This is a genomic window from Spirosoma arcticum, assembly GCF_054779955.1.
The window spans coordinates 126,086-144,949 of record NZ_BAAGXG010000005.1 but is presented as its reverse complement, the minus strand read 5'-3'; the positions used below and the strand labels follow the sequence as shown (position 1 = coordinate 144,949).

13 protein-coding genes are annotated in these 18,864 nt (G+C 44.9%); 11 read left to right on the top strand and 2 right to left on the bottom strand.

The features are described 5' to 3' along the window. Window positions 1-36 precede the first annotated feature (36 nt). Window positions 37-3,387: a right-handed parallel beta-helix repeat-containing protein gene (locus tag ACYVHB_RS12800; protein WP_461052132.1), complete on the bottom strand. Its 3,351-nt coding sequence runs from the start codon at window positions 3,385-3,387 to the stop codon at window positions 37-39. 505 nt (window positions 3,388-3,892) lie between these two features. Between ACYVHB_RS12800 and ACYVHB_RS12795 the strand changes: the two genes are divergently transcribed. The 6 genes from ACYVHB_RS12795 to ACYVHB_RS12770 all read left to right on the top strand — a co-directional run bounded on the left by ACYVHB_RS12795 (window position 3,893) and on the right by ACYVHB_RS12770 (window position 10,219). Continuing rightward, window positions 3,893-5,230: an oligosaccharide flippase family protein gene (locus tag ACYVHB_RS12795; RefSeq protein WP_461052131.1), complete on the top strand. Its 1,338-nt coding sequence runs from the start codon at window positions 3,893-3,895 to the stop codon at window positions 5,228-5,230. 43 nt (window positions 5,231-5,273) lie between these two features. After that, a complete protein-coding gene (locus tag ACYVHB_RS12790; RefSeq protein WP_461052130.1) occupies window positions 5,274-5,834 on the top strand; it encodes an acyltransferase in 561 nt (186 codons plus the stop codon). A 4-nt stretch (window positions 5,835-5,838) separates the two neighbouring features. After that, entirely contained in the window at window positions 5,839-6,492 is a 654-nt protein-coding gene (locus tag ACYVHB_RS12785; RefSeq protein WP_461052129.1) for a class I SAM-dependent methyltransferase, read from the top strand. A 6-nt stretch (window positions 6,493-6,498) separates the two neighbouring features. After that, entirely contained in the window at window positions 6,499-7,785 is a 1,287-nt protein-coding gene (locus ACYVHB_RS12780) for a hypothetical protein (protein WP_461052128.1), read from the top strand. 371 nt (window positions 7,786-8,156) lie between these two features. Next, on the top strand, window positions 8,157-9,098 hold the full coding sequence (locus ACYVHB_RS12775) for an O-antigen ligase family protein (protein ID WP_461052127.1): 942 nt from the start codon (window positions 8,157-8,159) through the stop codon (window positions 9,096-9,098). Further along, window positions 9,083-10,219, top strand: a complete 1,137-nt coding sequence (locus ACYVHB_RS12770) for a glycosyltransferase family 4 protein (protein ID WP_461052126.1) — start codon at window positions 9,083-9,085, stop codon at window positions 10,217-10,219. Before ACYVHB_RS12775 ends, ACYVHB_RS12770 begins: the two co-directional genes overlap by 16 nt. Window positions 10,220-10,272: 53 nt before the next feature. Here ACYVHB_RS12770 and ACYVHB_RS12765 read toward each other — a convergent pair whose 3' ends face one another. Next, a complete protein-coding gene (locus ACYVHB_RS12765) occupies window positions 10,273-11,838 on the bottom strand; it encodes a glycosyl hydrolase family 28-related protein (RefSeq protein WP_461052125.1) in 1,566 nt (521 codons plus the stop codon). Window positions 11,839-12,193: 355 nt separating this feature from the next. On the opposite strand from ACYVHB_RS12765, the gene ACYVHB_RS12760 reads away from it, so the two are divergent. The 5 genes from ACYVHB_RS12760 to ACYVHB_RS12740 all read left to right on the top strand — a co-directional run bounded on the left by ACYVHB_RS12760 (window position 12,194) and on the right by ACYVHB_RS12740 (window position 18,805). Further along, window positions 12,194-13,342, top strand: coding sequence for a glycosyltransferase (locus tag ACYVHB_RS12760; protein WP_461052124.1), 1,149 nt, complete (start codon window positions 12,194-12,196; stop codon window positions 13,340-13,342). A 130-nt stretch (window positions 13,343-13,472) separates the two neighbouring features. Beyond that, complete coding sequence (locus tag ACYVHB_RS12755) at window positions 13,473-14,024, top strand: T9SS type A sorting domain-containing protein (protein ID WP_461052123.1); 552 nt, start codon at window positions 13,473-13,475, stop codon at window positions 14,022-14,024. Window positions 14,025-14,195: 171 nt separating this feature from the next. After that, window positions 14,196-15,716 (top strand): capsule assembly Wzi family protein, encoded by a 1,521-nt coding sequence (locus ACYVHB_RS12750; RefSeq protein WP_461052122.1) that lies wholly within the window; start codon window positions 14,196-14,198, stop codon window positions 15,714-15,716. A 176-nt stretch (window positions 15,717-15,892) separates the two neighbouring features. Further along, a complete protein-coding gene (locus ACYVHB_RS12745) occupies window positions 15,893-17,272 on the top strand; it encodes a sugar transferase (protein ID WP_461052121.1) in 1,380 nt (459 codons plus the stop codon). 45 nt (window positions 17,273-17,317) lie between these two features. Then, window positions 17,318-18,805, top strand: a complete 1,488-nt coding sequence (locus ACYVHB_RS12740) for a capsule assembly Wzi family protein (protein ID WP_461052120.1) — start codon at window positions 17,318-17,320, stop codon at window positions 18,803-18,805. Window positions 18,806-18,864 lie beyond the last annotated feature (59 nt).

Genomic DNA, 18,864 nt, shown 5'->3' with positions numbered 1-18,864 from the left:
GCACAAACAGGGTCTTTTTTGTTGGACAGATGGAGATTAATAAATTCTGAAAGCAAGACGTGCCTCGTCGTCTTCTCCTAACGTATACCCATTATTCGGTGTTGAGTCGGGGTCAGGGTTGCCCGATGCCGTAATCTGAGCCTGGTCAGACCATTGACCAACGCTAACAGCCTGAGCCGTGAACGTAAAGCTGAAACTTTTTCCGGGGGCTAACTTATCCAACGTAGTCGTAAGCGTACTACCACTTTGTGACCACCCGTTTCCACTCACAAACGCTAAACCGGCTGGAAGTACATTCTGAACCTGAATCGAATTGGCATAGCTTCCCCCGCGATTGGTAACTGTTACCGTGCCATTGACCAACTGACCAACCGCTAAAGACCGTTTGCTAAAATTCATTCGCAGACTGAGGTCAGCTTTTGCCACGTCGGCCACCGGTTCGCCGGAAGCAACCGGCGGTAATTTTTGCTGATTGGGATTAGGCGATACGAACAAGGCACCGCTTAATTCCTTCGTTCTAATTAATGCCTTGTTCTCATCGTCTTCGCCATTGGCCGTTCCCAGGTTTGGGGTACTGTCAGGGTCAATGTAATTAGAAGACGCTACAGTAACGGCGGTACTGTAAACGCCAGCAACGGTTGGCCGTGCCTGGAAGGTAAATAATGTTTCGGTCAGGGCTGGCAGGTTACTCACCGTACCGCCTAATACCCCACCGTTTAGCTGTAAACCAGCACTATTGGTAATTTGAAGGTTTGGCGGCAAGCGACTATTCCACTGGGCCGCGACCGGAGTAGGAGTGCTGCCTATTACCCCATTGTTTCTCAGCCTGACTCGAAACGTAGTAATCTCATTTATGCGTACTGCCTCTTTATCAGTCTCTATTTTAATGCTTAAGTCGGCTAAACCAGTGGCTTCGGGTGCATCGCGAAATAGAACGATGGAACGATAGGCGGACACCGTCACTTGGCTGGTGTACAGTTGATTATTTGCGTCACGGTATTTACCATTGAGCGTGACTACCGAATCGACAGCCGATGGATTGTAGACGATAAACAAGAACCTGTCCGGATTGACCCGTGTAATGGCGGCTTCTCTAAAACTGAAATTATCGACAAATAATGGTTGGCCATTTTCAAACACCCGTAGAATTGCCAAAGTATTTCCCAAATCTCTAAGAGGGCGTATAGACACTTCATATTGCTGAACAGTTGTGCCAACAACGACAGCGGGGCGTGTTTCTACTAATTGCGTGAAAGGAGCAAACTGAGGTTGAATGTATACCTGTACAAGCCGGTTAGCCACTGTACTGACCGCATCGAAACGTATTATGTAGTCTTTGTCTTTCGATACCGCGTTAATTACCTGAGATGCGTACAACGATGCTCCCGGATTGTTGGTGACCGATGTGAAATTCAAATTCAGGCTACCACCACTATTCACACGGTTGTTATTGTCGAAGTCTCCCCGACCATTGTTGAAGTCACTGAATATAAAGGGACCACCAAAACCAAAACCTGAATTATTGGTAAAATCGCCACCTACTACCCGTTCAGGACCCGTAAACGAATTGAAAATATACCTTTTATAGGTCAAGGGAGACCGTCTGGAGTCTAGATCTTTACCGTATCTCGTTTGCCATTCCGTTAAAGATTGCGGATCGAACAACGTTCCGTTGGGGGGTGGGTAGGACAAACGCAACGTTTGCACATCATCTACTGGACGGGCATACACGTTATTACTGAAAGTGCCGAACGTGGCTAAGTTAGTTGTGTAGGAATCATATATAGCTGCATATTGAGCAGGTGATTTCGCGACAAATACATTATTACGTGTCGTGTTATTGGTAGACGGGCAAGGGGTAGTGTAATCAAGTGCGTATTGAGTGTAAGTATTATCGAAGCTCGTATTCTCCTCTGCAATCACATTTGTTACATCGTGAAGGTATATGCCTGCGCCTGTACATCTGAACGTTGTATTGGCTCTAACAGTCATGTTCTGAACGCAATTGTCTAAATAAATGCCGTTAGCTCCTAAAAAACCATCGGGTGTTCCCTCTGCGACGCCTAACCCATCAGAAATTATGTTTTCTACGAGTTGTACATTCGTCATCGACTCCTGAGCATTGTTAGTAATATACAATCCGCCACCGTCATTTTTTGTCATGCAAAAGTTAGAAAGCAGATTCCTTCTGACAACGGCATTACTCTTAGGAAAGATAAGCGCACAATAACCAGTGCTATCAATGCTGTTATTTTCAATCAATGTGCTGATAAGGCTATAAGCAATTAACCCGTTATACTGAGCGTCACCCGATTTGCCTCGTCCCGGTTCCAAGGCGGTTCGGTGAATTCTGTTTGTACGAAAAGTGAAATTGTTGTACGTATCAATTTGGAATGCATTGTTATTAGTCCGGCTGATAAAGTTATTTTCAAACAATATATTGCTACCTGAGCCACTAAATTGCACCCCATTCTCGCCCGAATTAATCACATTACAATTTTTGACTGTAATGTCGGAACAGTTCTCGAAGTACATGCCAATGTTCAGCGTCTCAATAATCTCAATATTATTGACGCTGATACCGGCCCTGGCTATGGCCGTGATTCCCCGGCCGTTAACGGTAGCCGTTATCACGCGGTTATTTGGGTCGGCCTGATTGTCATATAGCGTAATTCGCTTGTTGGCTGGATCGTAATACCATTCACCTTGGCTGTCGAGTGTGTTGGGGTGATTTTGAATAAAATAGCCAAAATTATCAGTCAGGTCGTATACGGAGGAATTACTCAGGGTGAGCGTATTGCTACTCTGTTGTGTGATTAAGGCACGGTCTATAATGAAATAGTTAGACCGAACCACAACTTCGCCACCAACAAAGGTTGATGATAATGATTGTTGGCTTACCAACTTAGTTTTACCAACATGGGACTGTACTGTCAAATAGCCTCGATTGGGTTCACTTGGATTAGGGTATCGTCCTAATGGCTGAGATATGGAATTGGCGTACAAGCTGGTCACTACTGGACCGCACTCAGCACAGGTAGCCTGCCATCGTCCATTACCAACGGATGTCCAGCCCGATACACCTACGGAACCTGCGATGATTGGCTTGGCACCGGTTCCGTAGGCATCCACAACGATAGGGTTAGTGGCTGTGCCAGATTGACTAATTAACAGCATACCCCGGAAAGTATCTCCTCTACGAAAGAGTACTCGGCTATCTGGTTGTAATGTCAGGGTGTTAACTTTAGCTATAGTTCTAAAAGGAGTATCTATAGTTGTGCCATTGTTGCTATCATTACCGTTAGTGGCAACGTAGTAGGACTGTTGCCCCAGTGATTGTGACGCCGAAAAAGCGACTATGAAATAAAATGGTAAAGTAAATCTCATATATTTTAAACTTGTGGTTGATAATATTGCTAAAGCTTTCAACATCTAACAGCAAATTTAACTATATTTTGATAAAAAGTAACTAATTAGTGATTTGCGTAAATGTGGCACTTAATTACAAGCGGATAACAATAGCAGCCTGCTTCACAGATTGCTCCAACCAAGACTGGTTGCAGTTAACAGCTTGTTTTTGCGTTACTTTGCAAAAAATTTCTCAAATTAATTCAAGTGAATATCTAACTAAGCAGTTTGAGGAGCAACTCACTAAGTGAGTGACTCAGTTTGATTAATGGATATCACATATAGACAGCAAGAGCCCTGAACACATTTTTTGAAATTTACTAAGTCAAAGGTCTCACTCCTTACAACACCAACCAACGTCAAATGTATGTTTTACAGCTAATCCATTCTAAAATATATAATATGAGTGTTAGTATTTGACTGTTTTTTGAAAAATTCAAGTCAACGGTGCTAAACAAGTAGGCTTGTCATAATTGAATACAGCATGAGCAAAGTGCCTATAAGTAAAGAGAATAACGTAATAATCGCTCTTATCAAAAAGCCAGCAGATTGGTTGACTACCTCTTTTCGTTCAGATAGAAGGTTATTCATTAACCTTCTATCGCTTGGGTTAGTGCAATTTACCAACTTCGCACTACCTCTACTAACTTATCCTTATTTATTTAGAACAGTTGGTGATAGCAAATTTGGCGCTGTTATATATGCATTTAATATAATGATTTATTTGACTGCTCTTATAGACTACGGCTTCAATCTGTCGGCTCCCCGATCTGTGATATTAGCCCGTGGTGATAGAAATCGTTTAGCAACAGTAGTTTCAACAGTCCTTCAGGTGAAATTATGTCTTTTTCTGATTTGTAGCTTCATGATAACTATTGGAGCCTTGTTTATTGACAGGTTGCAACAAGATAGTTGGCTGTATATTTTTGGTTTATTATACTTAGCAGGTAGTTGCACATTGCCAACTTGGCTATTTCAGGGCTTGGAAGATATGCGCCATATAACGTGGATTAATTTAACTGCCAAAATTGGAAATACGTTACTCGTATTTATGATAATTAAACAGCCTGAAGATTACCAGTATACGATTGGTCTGTTTGGAATAGCAAACTTGCTTTCAGGGATAGTTGGTATAATATATGCTTGTTATAAATACAAGTTAATATTACGTTGGCAGCCTGTTACTATCCTATATAGTGAAGTAAGATCAGGGCTGTATTATTTTCTATCTTCCTTTTCATCGGTGGCATTTAGTAATTCTACAGTGTTTATCCTTGGCTTATTTGTAGCTAATGACGTGCTTGGTAAATACGGAATTGCTGAAAAAATTATTTTTGCTATTTGGCAGTTGATTAGCGTATTCTCTCAAGCCACCTATCCTGTGATTTGCCGTTTAGCTATCGATTCTCATGAAAGTATTTTGAAGTTTATGCGTAGATATTACATTCCTTTTACGGTTATAATTGGTGTAATGTGTGCATTAATGGCGGTAATGGCAGAAGAAATTGTATTAGCTTTGAGTGGCTCAATACAAGCTGATATCGTCTTGTTATTACGTATTTTATGTTTATTTCCGTTTGTAGTTTGTTTGAATGTTTCTGCTCACCAACTGCTGTTAGTTTATGAAAAGCAAAAAGCTAATGCATTGATTTTCAATGTCTCAGTTGTTATCAACGCATCAGTATGTGTTGTATTATCGTCTAATTATGGCGCAGTGGGCGCTGCCTACTCAGCGATTTTTACACAAATCATCGTAACTTTGACTTTACATTGGGTGCTGGCAACGCGCTACCCTATGTACGCATTATGGGCCACTGATTGATGACATTATACTAATTAGTGATCCGCCAGATAAAATCAGCTATATGAACCGTTTAATAAAGCGTATCATTACTTGGTTAAGTGGAGTTTTCTTACGAATAGATATGGGGAAGGGCAGTTATCTATCTGTTCCATATCTCAGCATAACCGGAGGAGAGTATGTAAGCTTAGGCCATAATACAACAATTGGTAAGCATGCTTGGATAGCCGCCTTTGATAGCTTTCGAGACCAACGTTTTTCCCCATCTATAAGAATAGGTAATAATGTTACTATTGGCAATTTTTTCTGTCTCACGGCAATTGATAAAATTGAAATAGGAGATGGATGTTTGTTTAGTGAGTATGTTTATATCTCCGATCATTCACACGGAACGGAGCCTGAACTTGGCGCACCAGCCATGCAACCGTTACACAGCAAAGGACCAGTGTATATTGGAGAAAATACATTTATTGGATACCGAGCATCCGTACTGCCGGGCGTTCAATTAGGTAAGCATTGCGTTGTTGGTGCTCATTCGGTTGTTACTCATTCATTCCCTGATTATTCAGTAGTTGCGGGTGTTCCTGCACGATTATTGAAGCAATTAGACCCAACTTACTCTTAATGAAATGCAGCTTTACGAGCAGAAAAAGCCTATCTATTTCACCCAGGTTAGAGAAGATTTAATCAAACAGATGCCTGCCAATCCTGATAATCGTATATTAGAGATTGGGGCTGGAGGATGTGATACGTTGGTGGCCATCAAAGAACGGAAGTTAGCCGCTCAAGTCTTCGGAGTTGAGTTATTTGCTATTGCAAATTCAAACCAGAAAAATCCGCTTCTGGATCAACTATTTATCGGTAATATTGAGCAGACGCTACCCGATTTCCCGACGGACTACTTTGACATCATTCTTTGTGGCGACGTGTTAGAGCACCTTGTTGACCCTTGGGATACCGTTCGTCGGGTGAGCCGATATTTGAAGAAAGGAGGAGTAATGATAATATCCTGTCCTAACATACGGGAGGTTGTCAATTGGAGTCGTATTCTGTTCACCGGTAGTTTTCAATACCAGGGAAGCGGCATTATGGACAAAACCCATCTTCGTTTTTTCTGTAAGAAAGATCTTGTCGACCTGATGACGACTGACGAGTTAAGTCCTGTTCGTGCCGTGCCTAACTACTTCATCACTCCCCGACGCCAACAGTTCCGCCTGATGCACTTTGGCCTGCTCGACCCATTCCTGGCTCCTCAGAATATAGTAGTTAGTAAAAAAATTTAATCGACTGTGCGGGCTGTTTTCACCATCGTTGCCAAAAACTATATACCGCTGGCTAACGTCCTGGGCGATTCGCTCATGCGTCATCATCCTGATATTGCCTTTTTCATTGTCGTGGCCGACCGGGCGGATGGTCTTATCCAATTTGATCAACAGCGGTATCCTGTTATTGCTGCCGAACAACTTGGTATAGCGCAGTTAGCCACAATGGCCTTCACTTATAATGTCACCGAATTTTGCACTGCGCTCAAGCCATTCAGCTTCAGATACTTATTCGACAAGGGGTTTGAAGAAGTTATATATTTCGATCCTGACATCTACATTTTCGACAAATTAACTGCCATTTATGATGCACTTCAGGAATCGTCTATGGTGCTTACCCCTCATTATAGTACTGTAGAAGAGAACTATTCAGGATTGTTCAGAGAAGGAAATATACTGTTCGCAGGAATTTTCAATTTGGGCTTTTGCGCACTGAAACGTTCTGGCAATGGGAGTCGTATCGTCAGTTGGTGGAGTAGCCGTTTGATCGACCAATGCTACGCGGATCGTACGGATGGTTTACATGTCGATCAGAAGTGGGCCGATTTCTTACCAACCCTTTTCGATGACGTGCGAATTGAGAGAGGGTTAGGGTATAACATGGCAATCTGGAACTGGCACGAACGAAAGCTCAGTCATCAGGATGGCCGCTATTGGGTCACTAATCGAATTCAGGGTGGAGAAGCACAGGCCTTAGTGTTCTATCATTTCTCTAATTATAAGTTCAGGGACGCTGACGATGTTCAAAAATTTGTGCCGGTGAATGTGGAGCGTATGGCTGACATTATGGACGTAAGTCGATTTTACGCCGAATTATTGACTCGTGAAAATACCGTAGCGCAATTGGCAAAACTCGCGTACTCCTACGCAACGTTTGATGATGGACAGCCTATAGCTCAATTTCATCGACGTTTCTATCGGCGCTTAGTGGAAAATGGTGAGGCTTACCCAAACCCGTTTACAACAATTGGTGCTGAATCCTATCACCACCACTTATCGAAAAATGGATTACTGGGTAACAATCGTAATCTTGATAAACTAAATGAGGTTAATTTCGACGGTTTTGATCGCAAGTTGAGAATGCTGAATCGTGTGGCGAGGCTTGTTAAAACTATTATTGGCTTTGATCGTTATGCCTTGCTTTGTAAGTTTATGTTTCGGTACGTAAGATCCGAAAACCAAGCCTTTCTACTGAAAGAACACGCATCAAATCTTCCTTTCGTAAATGAGAATAGGTACGTAAATTTGAAATGAAGGATTATGCTATTACATATCGCCAATTAGTACAGTGTCTGTTCTTTCTCGTTTTTTTGAGTTCTTCATTTGATGTAGTACTTAATTTACGGATAGGTGGGTTTTCGTTCAGATTCGTTTATATTGTTATTATATTATTATTTTTTATATATGTGGGTGAAGGCATAGGGCGTCAATCACTATCTGTTCGTATGATTGGGCTTGTTCCGTTTATACTGTGGTCTTTTCTGCTTATTGTATTCATTCCTAATATGCCGTTAATTGGCCGGAATATAGGTTATGTTCTATGGCTATATATACATTTCGCGTTCATTGTAATTTGCGGTTATTACTTTAGACAAAATACAGTTCACAAACTGGTTCGATTATACTTGATTACATTTCTGCTCATTAGCGCTCTTGGATTAACTCAATTATTTTTAGGTCTACTCGGTATTGATTTATACGTAGAACAGTGGTGGATCGAAGGCCGTTTACCGCGCCTGAATGGATTTTCTTATGAACCGTCTTATTATGCTACTTATCTATTGATAGGATTTTCGCTGGCCTATTACTTATATAGAAAAAGATTTATTTTATATGGAAAGCTACCTCTTTATACTACTATTGCTACCCTACTTGCTATTTTCTTAAGTTCATCCCGGATGGGCATATTAGTTGCTTTTTTGCAGATAGTAAGCTTTGAACTCATTGTAAAACGTAAAAATATTAAACAGTTATTGCTGTTCCTGACAGTAACGGTGGCGGTAACAGGCGCGTTTCTATTCGTGTTATTCTCTAACGAGAACCTCTCTTTTCTGCTTACTGGCTTGGGAATTATGGGAAGCTCCGCTCACTCAAGTCTGGAGCGTTTGGATGGGTTCATTACTCAACTAACTATTTTTAGTCGAGATCCACTGAAAGGATATAGTTTAGGAGGGGTCTCACAGGCTATTGCCTTAGAAAAGGGCGTTACGTCCTTTACTCAAGAGACGATTAAACCTTATGATGTAAGTATTAATATTTTTATCGAAGCACTAACCGCGAGCGGATTGATCGGATTTGCGTTTTTCCTTTGGTACATATACTGCTTGTTGGTTAAGTCTATTAGATCAGCGGGAACAAGGGGCCAGACAGATGTAAATAGTCTTCTGCTGAATGGATTTGTTTGGAGCTTGTTATTTGAATTTATTATCCTTTGTTTTAATCAAAATATCTTAAGGGCTTACTTGTGGGTACATATCGCGGTTCTTAATGGCGTTTTTTATCAGGTGAAAATGGCACAGCTTGCGGATAGAAAAAATATAAATACAGAGCAATGGCTGAAAAACTAAAAAAAATTTTCTGCGCCGACGTAAGAATGATAAATAATTCTGGAATCGGTGTTTATATAAGGCATTTTATCCGTGCGTTATTAGCTGATTCTATGTGTTCAGTTATACTGATTGGTCGCAGTAAAGAGTTGAATGCATATTTTCAGCCTGACGCTTACAAGCACATTGAAGCTGACTTTCCTATCTATTCAATTATTGAGCAGTTGAAACTGCCATTGCTTGTTCCAGCTTGCGACGTGTTTTGGTCTCCTCATTATAATATTCCTTTACTACCAATTAGAGCGAGAAGACGACTTGCTACAGTGCCTGATGTTTTCCATTTGGCCCACTTGGAAACGCTTACCACGGCGCAGAAAGTATATGCGCAGGTGGTGACTAAGGCGGCTGCCCGACAATCTGACAGGGTAACGACAATATCTCAGTTTTCCACCCGAGAGATTGTACGTTTAACGGGAATTAAAGACGCTAAAATTAAAGTTATTTTACTTGGAATGGATACTGATTTGTTCCATCGTGCTGAAGATGAGACTGTTCGGCAGCGAGTTCAGCGTAACTACAATCTGCCTGACCAGTACATATTATTTGTAGGAAATGTTAAACCGAATAAAAATTTACGGCGATTGGTCGACGGATTTGCTAAACTACCAGCAGAGCTGTCAAATTTGAAATTAGTGATAACTGGCAAACGGGAAGGATTTATTACTGGCGATCCGGCTTTGTTCGCTCGTATTCGCGCCGATCAAGTATTAGCTGACCGTATCGTTTTTACTGGTTTCGTAGATGGTGAAGATCTACCTGTTTTATATAGCTTAGCTACTTTATTTGCTTTCCCATCTATTTACGAGGGCTTTGGTTTTCCACCTTTAGAAGCTATGGCCTGCGGTTGCCCCGTTGTTGCATCGAATGCCAGCAGCATTCCGGAAATTTGCGGAACTGCCGCTTTTTATGTTGACCCAACCAACCCCGATGATATTGCGCGCGGCCTGCAGGAGGTGTTAACAAATTCTTTATTGCGCGAAGAACTGATTAAGGCGGGTAAGCAGCATGTGTTGATGTATGATTGGCTCAAATCAGAGCGGCAATTCGTTCAGCAAGTGTATCAGCTTGCCAATGAACAATAAATCCTGATATTTCAGATATTTACCACTCAACACCAACTGTTATAGTGAGTTAGTTAAAACGATCTTGCCGGATAGTTGCCATAATAATGATCAGCGATTTGCCTGAATGTTGCGTAGATTTTAAGCTGGTTACTACCGGAGGTGGGATAATTAGGATTAGTTAATACTAAACGCCCTGAGCCGTCGATGCTGAAAGTTCCTTTACCATAGCCCGAGCTGTTAAATTCGCGTGTTGTCGCCAATGTCGTTACACTTCCTTTCCCTGAAGTACCCCCCGATGAGTCGACGATTAATATATATCGGTAATCATAATTTGCTCCTACTACCGTAACAGCAACTTGATAGATTGCTCCCCTTACTTCACCCACTGTTGTTGAAGCAGAGTTCACGGTCAGTTGACCATTCCACCGTAAACCGTATGGGGTAGAACTGTTATTCTTATTAATTACTAATGCATCACACTGATAAAACAAACCACTTGCTACGAAGTCACCCATCGCCTGTATGCCCCCCGTAAAATAAACCTTGTTCTTGGTTGCTAAGGTTATCGCTCCGCCAAAATGTTCAAAAGTTACATTGCCATTGAAGTAAGGTGTTGTTGTCGTGTTTTCGTTGTCGTTTTGAATAAAAGCACAATTTTGTTTAAACCACACCTGAGCATTAAGGGGAGCATTGTAGGGGAAGCAGTCCTCACCCACCAAAACTACGGCTGCTCCACTTGCGTTGATATAATTGATTCCAGTTAGGCCAGAGCCATGAAATGAATTATTGCCTTTTGTTTTTTTATACGCTATCGCATACTGGCAACTGGCCTCAAACGAACAGTAAGCACCGGTGTTCCATTCTGAAAAACTGTTTGGCGCATCGTTGTGAAAGCGGATGCCTATTAAATTAGTCTCAAATGTGCAGTGTGTGATTGTTTGTCCACATTGACCGACAATATCGATGCCTATACTGCTTGTATTTCCTCGAAATCGTATGCCATTCACCGTTGCCTGACAAAGTTTGCCTGACCCACCCACAATTTTCAAGCATGGTAGCGATTTCTTAATCTCTGAATAATCGAAAATTGCGTCGCTACCAGCCGCCCGAAGGTTAAGTCCTGAAAAACTTTCTGCTTTGACAATTGGACTGTTAACCTTGTATATTCCGTCTGGCACGATAATAGTAACGTCGTTAGTCGCGGTGTAATCTACTGCACGTTGAATAGCCGCCTGGTCATCGGTCGCGTCGTTTGGTGTTGCACCGAAGTCAAGAATGTTAACTACGTCTTTTGCCCTATGCAGCCAACGGCCTTTCCCTTTGCCACTGGCAAGAACAACGGTGCCAACGTTAGCTGCAAGAACACTGGTTGCATTATATGTCCATGATCGTCCGTCTGATGTGGTTAACTGCGTTGCCGGACCACTGTATGCTTGTAGTTCGGCCGTATTACGGACTGTAGTAATTCGGTCGTTTACAGTCAAAATAGCCTCTGCTATTGATCCAGAGATATTTTTGCCATCTGCCTGACGTTGCAGCTTTCGATTGACCGTGGTCTTAGCCGCATCGTAAGTAGGCGTTTGTGCTAGTAATGTGGCAGATAGTAGTAGCAGCGAAGCTAAAGTGGACTTGAACATAATGTCTTATTTACGTTGTTTTTCTATGAAAGTTGAGAATAGTGCACTCAAAGTCAGGAAGTTTTATTAATTATTGGCCTGATGGTAGGCTTGGGTGAATATGAGCGCGTCTCTGTAGCTTACTAACTGAGGTCTTTTTGCTATTTGGCGTAGCTGAAACTAATTCAGTCCTATCCGTAACAACGTAAATTTTGTAACCAAGATGGTCGTTAATTCTATTAGAGCGGATTGCCAAATTTAAGGGATCTCCTAAGATAAAGCCTCCGCTGCTAATGTTTTTTAGAATACTTTGTCGACGTGCAATGAAATTTGCTTCGTCAAACCGAATTTTGCAGTTGTACCAATTCAAGGTGTCGTGAAAATTGCTTTAGTTCAGGATGGGTTAATGTGTCGGGCGGGTGGGGAACAGGTGGCTCTCTGCTTTCACAAAGCATTTCCTGAGGCTCCCATCTATACACAATGTTATCAGCCTAACTTAACGTTTCCTGAGTTTCAGCACTGTGATGTTCGAACGACTTGGCTGCAGCGTATCGCTAAAACAGACGATGTGATGAAGAATCTGTTCTTCCCGCTTGGTGTCTGGGCTATGCAGTCGCATGATTTAACGGAGTTTGATGTCGTGCTGATGTCAGGAACACATTGCGCTAAATATGTCAAGGTACGGTCTGACGCTTTAGTCGTCAGCTACAGTTTTACACCGTTTCGGTTGGTATGGGACCCGGTCTCATATGCACAGTACGCTGAAGCGGGTCCTGCCAGGCGGAAAGTATTCGACGGGGTATTGCGTTATCTGCGTTCTGTTGACTTTCGGTTTGGACAGCGTCCAGACTATTATGTCGCCATGACGGAAGAAACGTCAGAACGGCTTAGGAAAGCCTATCAGGTTAAGAATGCAATTGACATTATCAATCCACCCGTCAACACGCAGAATTTTTACGTATCCAATAAGCCGAAAGACTACTTTTTAGTCGTATCGAGGCTTGAGTATTATAAGAAAGTAGATTTGGTGGTTGACGCGTTTAACCAGTTAGGGTATCCATTGATTATTGTAGGAAAAGGCGTACAGGCCGAAGAGATCAAATCACGGGCAAACAAAAACATTACATTCATGAGTGGCTTGTCGGCACAGGAGTTAGCCGATGTGTACGCTGGTTGTCGGGCATTCATTTTCCCCCAGCACGAAGACTACGGTATCACACCACTGGAAGCTAATGCGGCTGGTCGTCCCGTAATCGCTTATCAGGCAGGCGGGGTGCTGACAACTCAGAATCCGGTGGCCAACGATCCGGCAGACGCAACCGCCGTGTTTTTCGGGAATCAAACGGTCGATGATCTTATTGATGCGGTAAAGCGGTACGAACAAATTGAGGATCAGTTCGATTCGGCATTTATTCGTGCACACGCTGAGTCATTTGATGAACTGAAATTCATCAGTAAAATTCGGCAGTTCGTCGCTGATAAGTATGCTAAGCACCAGAGAACAGTGTCAACTCTTATAAAATGAGTGCTTAGTTGAATAAGTCAGCTTGCGTACTGCAGTATGTAGTGTTAGAAATATTTTACATCTTTGCTAACTCCTGATGCAACTAAAAGAATCTTTCGTAAACTAATTTGTGAAGCAAACTTCTGATTTTATGAAAAAGGTATATTTACAACGCGTTGCTTTATTAATCAGTGGTTGCTGTCTATCATTGTGTAGCTTAGCTCAGGCACCTAAGCAATCACTACGGATTCAGATTAGTTACCAGAAACCGGGGCAGTATCTGGAGCAGGCCATCGAAACCATCGAAGCCGTCAACACGGTTGGCCGGTCTTTAACGGTTGAGTACCGGGCGGGTCGGTCGGTGACACTGCAACCCGGTTTCGAGGCAAAGGCGGGTAGTACGTTTACGGCTTCCATTAAAGAGATCGACATTACTGGTGAACGTCCGCTACAGTTGGCAGCTTTTCCCAATCCGTTTGAGCAGACAACGACCATTGAATACTACCTGCCTGCCGATGGAACGGTAAACCTGTGGATTACCGATGCGCAGGGTAAAGTCGTGGGACAGTTGATCCAAGGCGAAAATCAACCGGCCGGGCGGCACCGGATCGACTGGAAAGCGGGAGCCATCATGTCCGGGGTGTACATTCCCATTATTGAAGCGAATCAGCAAAAAGCCGTTAGCCGGTTGATAAAAAAGTAAACGTTGCCTGAATCCAAATTAGTCAGACCCGCGCTCAAAACGCGGGTTTTCCTATTTAAACCTACCTTTGTCGACCCGGTCTACCCTCGGAAAATTTGATTATTGGCAATAAAGCGGAGGGCACAGCATTATTAATGTGCATTCACGCACGTTCACTACCCCAACTTATCAATGCGTATTGGCTACAGAATCAATGTCTTACTCGTCAGTATACTCACCAGTATTCCCTGTTTGCTGCAAGCCCAGTCGATTCGCCCGCCCAATTATTATTCGGCGGAGGTAGGGGCTTTTTTGTCGTCCTCGACGCAAACACCGTTCTGGCTGCGGTCAAATCAGTACGGTATTGTGCCCAATCAGTCGCCCGCACTGACTTTACGGGCGGGTGTGTTCAGTGACTACGATTCTACGCAACGTGCCAATACCCGCTGGCGCGAATCGACGTTCGACGTTGGCTATGGCCTGAACATGGTGGGTAACGTCAGCCAGCAGGGCAACACGTTTCCATTGCTGGAAGCGTACGTGAAAGTACGTCGGGGTATTTTTGAGGGATACGTGGGGCGTCGGCGCGAAAAATTTGGCTTAGCTGACTCAACCCTTTCAACGGGGTCCTACGCCTGGTCGGGCAATGCCCTGCCGGTTCCTAAAATTCAGGTGTCAATTCCCGTTTTTACCCCGATTGGGTTTACAAGAGGTTTTTTGGCCATACAGGGCACCTACGCCCATGGGTTTCTGGATGCATCGGGGTATATTAATAATACGATGCTCCATCAGAAATCACTGTACCTGCGCATTGGCCGGGCCAACAGTAGTGTGCGGCTGTACGGCGGTTTCAATCACCAGGTTGTGTGGGGCGGTCAGGCTACGGACCGTCGGGGCATTCCGGGCGTGATACCGGCGGGTGGTAAGTTGCCGTCGGGCCTGATCGACTATTTTTACGTCGTAACGGGTATCAATAAGGGCCGTACCGATACAACCAAGTACACGTTTTTCGACCAGACCAACCGGGTTGGAAATCACCTTGGCTCCATCGACATCGCAATGGAGATCGATTTAATCAGGCATACCCTCTACGCGTATCGGCAAAGTTTGTTCGAGGATGGTTCGCTGGCATCGCTTATCAACATTGCCGACGGATTGAATGGGCTGCGCATTCGCCGGAACGACCCCAATGCGCTCGTTCGTGATATTCTGTTTGAGTTTCTGAATACCACGAGTCAGGGCGGATCGCAGTTTATTATTGATGATGCGCTGCTGCGGGGAAAAGATACGTATTTCAATCACCAGCAATTTCGCGATGGGTGGGGGTATCGGCAGCACACCATTGGTACGCCGTTTATTCCACCGGCGCTCGGACCCAATGGTGAATACCCGTATGGTACGTTCACGGAAAACAACCGCGTAACGGTGGTGCACATCGGCGTAGCCGGAAGCTTACCCGTGCAGGGGGGCGTCCTGGCGGGGCTAATTGGCTATCAGGTAAAAGCATCATTCAGCCACAACCTCGGTACGTATGACCAGCCGTACCAGCCCGCCCGCAATCAGTTTTCGGGCTATGCTCAACTAATGGCCCCCCTGTCGATACTGGGCGGGCTACAGCTAACGGGAAGTGTGGCCGTCGACGCCGGTACGCTCTACCGGAACGGCGTTGGGAGCTACGTCAGTGTTCGTAAAGTATGGAGTTCGCCCCGGTAATGAGTGGGCGTACCACTGGGTATGATAGCGTAAAAAGCATTTTCTGACTAAATTGCACACTCATCAGTTGAACCGCAGGATAATATTAGTACAAACTCGTCAACCGTCCGCGCTATTTTCGCGTACGAACGTTTGGGTAAACAGCTGCCAAAACACGATGAGCTAACCCAGCAGGTATGAGGCATCGGTATTCTATATTATTTTTTCCGCTTCACGTCATTGTCGATTTTCTGAGTCTCAATGCGGCATTTGTGGGCGCTTATTGGATTAAGTTTCACACCATTGAAACTGTTTCGGATCCGCCGTACGCATCGCTGTGGTGGCTTTTTAATGCGATATGGCTCGTCGAGATTCTTCTGCTCAAGCCGTACATATATCCCCGGCAACTGTTTAAAGCGAATCATTTGCTGAAGAAGCTGCTGATTCTGACGGTGATTCACGTCGCCGTTATCTCAGTGTGCTGGGTGGCCATCAGAGGCTATTATTACTCGCGTGAACATTTATTAATTACCTACTTCCTGTTCATGACGTTGGCCGCTGCGTTTCGGATTGGTGGGCTGATTTTTTTGCGGGAGTACCGGGCCAGAGGGTACAACAACCGGCGTTACGTGATTGTGGGATACGGCAAATTAGCTGATACAATCCGTAGTTTTTATGAAGCACACCCCGAAATGGGCTTCCGGTTTCACGGTTATTTCGATACCCCTTCGCCCGAAAATGAGGGGTTGCTCAAGGGGGATTATACTACCCTGCAGTCGTACGTTGTTCAGGAGGGCGTAGACTGCGTTTACTGCTGTATGCCGTACATCGACAATAAACAGATGAAGGACATTGCTGACCGGGCCGAAGCAATGGACTACCAGGTTAAAGTGCTGGTCGATTTTCGGGGATTCCTGTCGCGGGGGGCGTCGGTTGAATACCACGACTTCCTGCCGGTGTTGAACCTATCGTCGCAAATGCTGTCTGACTTCCGGGTTAACGTATTTAAGCGGGCGTTCGACATTGTTTTTTCGCTGGGTGTGCTAATTGTTGGGTCACCCATTTTCCTGATGCTGGGCCTTATTACCCGCCTGACTTCGCCCGGTCCGGCATTCTACGCGCAGGAACGGGTGGGTCGTCAGGGTAAAATTTTCAGGATTTATAAGTTCCGCAGTATGTACACCGACGCCGAAAAAACGGGTCCGGTACTGTCGGGCGGGCTTCTCGACACGCGAATTACTCCCTGGGGGCGGTTCATGCGCCAAACACGATTGGACGAATTGCCCCAGTTCGTCAACGTGTTACGGGGCGATATGTCGGTTGTGGGACCGCGCCCGGAGCGGCAATTCTTTATCGACAAAATCGTGGAGATTGCGCCGGAATATCACTCGCTGTTGAAAGTGAAACCGGGTATCACGTCAATTGGACAGATTAAATACGGATATGCAGCAACCATTGAAGAGATGGTTCAACGACTGCGTTACGACCTGCTTTACCCGGAGCGCAGATCGTTCTTCTTCGACATGTGGATTATCGCTCAAACCCTCCGGGTAATGGCGCAGGGCCGTGGTAAGTAATTTTTAGAGGACCTATTGACGGTCTCCTCCGTTTTTCTCTACTCTATGCTGTCTTCGCTTGTACGGGCTGGTTGCCTGTTGTTGGTTGGTACTATTTGGATACGCAGTTACGGCCAGCGGGTCACTAAATACCAGGTAGAAGCGGGTGGTATGATCTCGTCGGCCCAGACGCCTTTTTGGCTACGTGCCAATCAATATGGTACGGTTCCCCTTCAAAGACCGGTGCTTCGACTGGGGGCGGGTATTTACTCTGATTACCGGTCGGCCGATAGTGTCAACACCCGGCCTGTTGCTGACTGGGGATACGGAGTCAATGGGATTGTCAACGCCGGGCAAGTTAATCAGTTTTTACTACCCGAAGCGTACATAAAAGGCCGATTAGGTCCCTTTGAACTGTACGCCGGTCGACGCCGTGAACTGGTTGGATTGGTTGATACACTGTTAACCACCGGAGCTTACATCTGGTCGGGGAACGCGCTGCCCATTCCCAAGATTCAGCTTGGATTACCCAACTTCACGCCTATCCCGTTTACGAAAGGCATTGTATCCGTCATGGGCGTGCTTGCCCACGGCTGGTTTGAAAACGCCGACCGATTGGTGAAAGGATCGTATCTGCATCAGAAATACGTGTACGGGCGGTTGGGAAAGCCAACCTGGCCATTTCGTTTGTACGGGGGCTTTAACCACCACGTTATCTGGGCTGGTGCTGCGGCTCCGGGAGTGCTGACTCCAGGACTGTCCGTTAATGGTCAATTGCCCTCCACTCTCGACTACTTTCCCGCCGTTTTCCTCGGGACGCGGGGCACACCGACCGACCAGATCGTTACCTCATTTGAAGACAATCGAATTGGTAATCACCTCGGCTCCATCGACCTTGCCGCCGACGTGAACATTGGCCATTGGAATGCCTATGTGTACCGGCAGTTCGTGTATGATGACGGTTCGCTGTTTTACGGTACCAATCTCAAAGACGGGCTGAATGGTCTGCGGTTTGAGAATCGGAGCCAACCGACCGGTGCTGCTTTTTTTCTGCGTCAGGTCACGGTCGAGTATTTGTTTACGGGTAGTCAGGGCGGGGATGAGTTTGTGATTGGTGACCCCAAACGTCGGGGCCGCGATAATTACTTTAATCACAGTCAATTTGTTGACGGCTGGACTTATCTTAACCGGACAATCGGCACCCCATTTCTCACCCCTCAACGGGAGATTACGCTTAACAATGGAGTTGGTATCGCCAACAACCGCGTGAGTGTAGTACACCTTGGACTAAGCGGATTGCTGTTTGACACCGTAGACATAACAACGCGTCTGTCGGCGAGTCGTAATGCAGGTGTGTACGGAGATCCGTATCTGAGCATACCCACTCAATTTTCGGGTCTACTAACGGCGTCGGTCCCGCTGAACTGGCTGGGTGGCACGGTGCTGAACGGTTCCGTCGCCGTTGATGTGGGCGGGTTGCTGCCCAACAGCGCTGGTGCTTATGTGGGGTTACGCAAAACGGGTTTTCTGCGTGGCCGCTCATCTGCTGATTGACCCCACGGCACCGGCCGTTACCAGAAATTTTTAATCAATTTATGAAACGGCTGTACCGG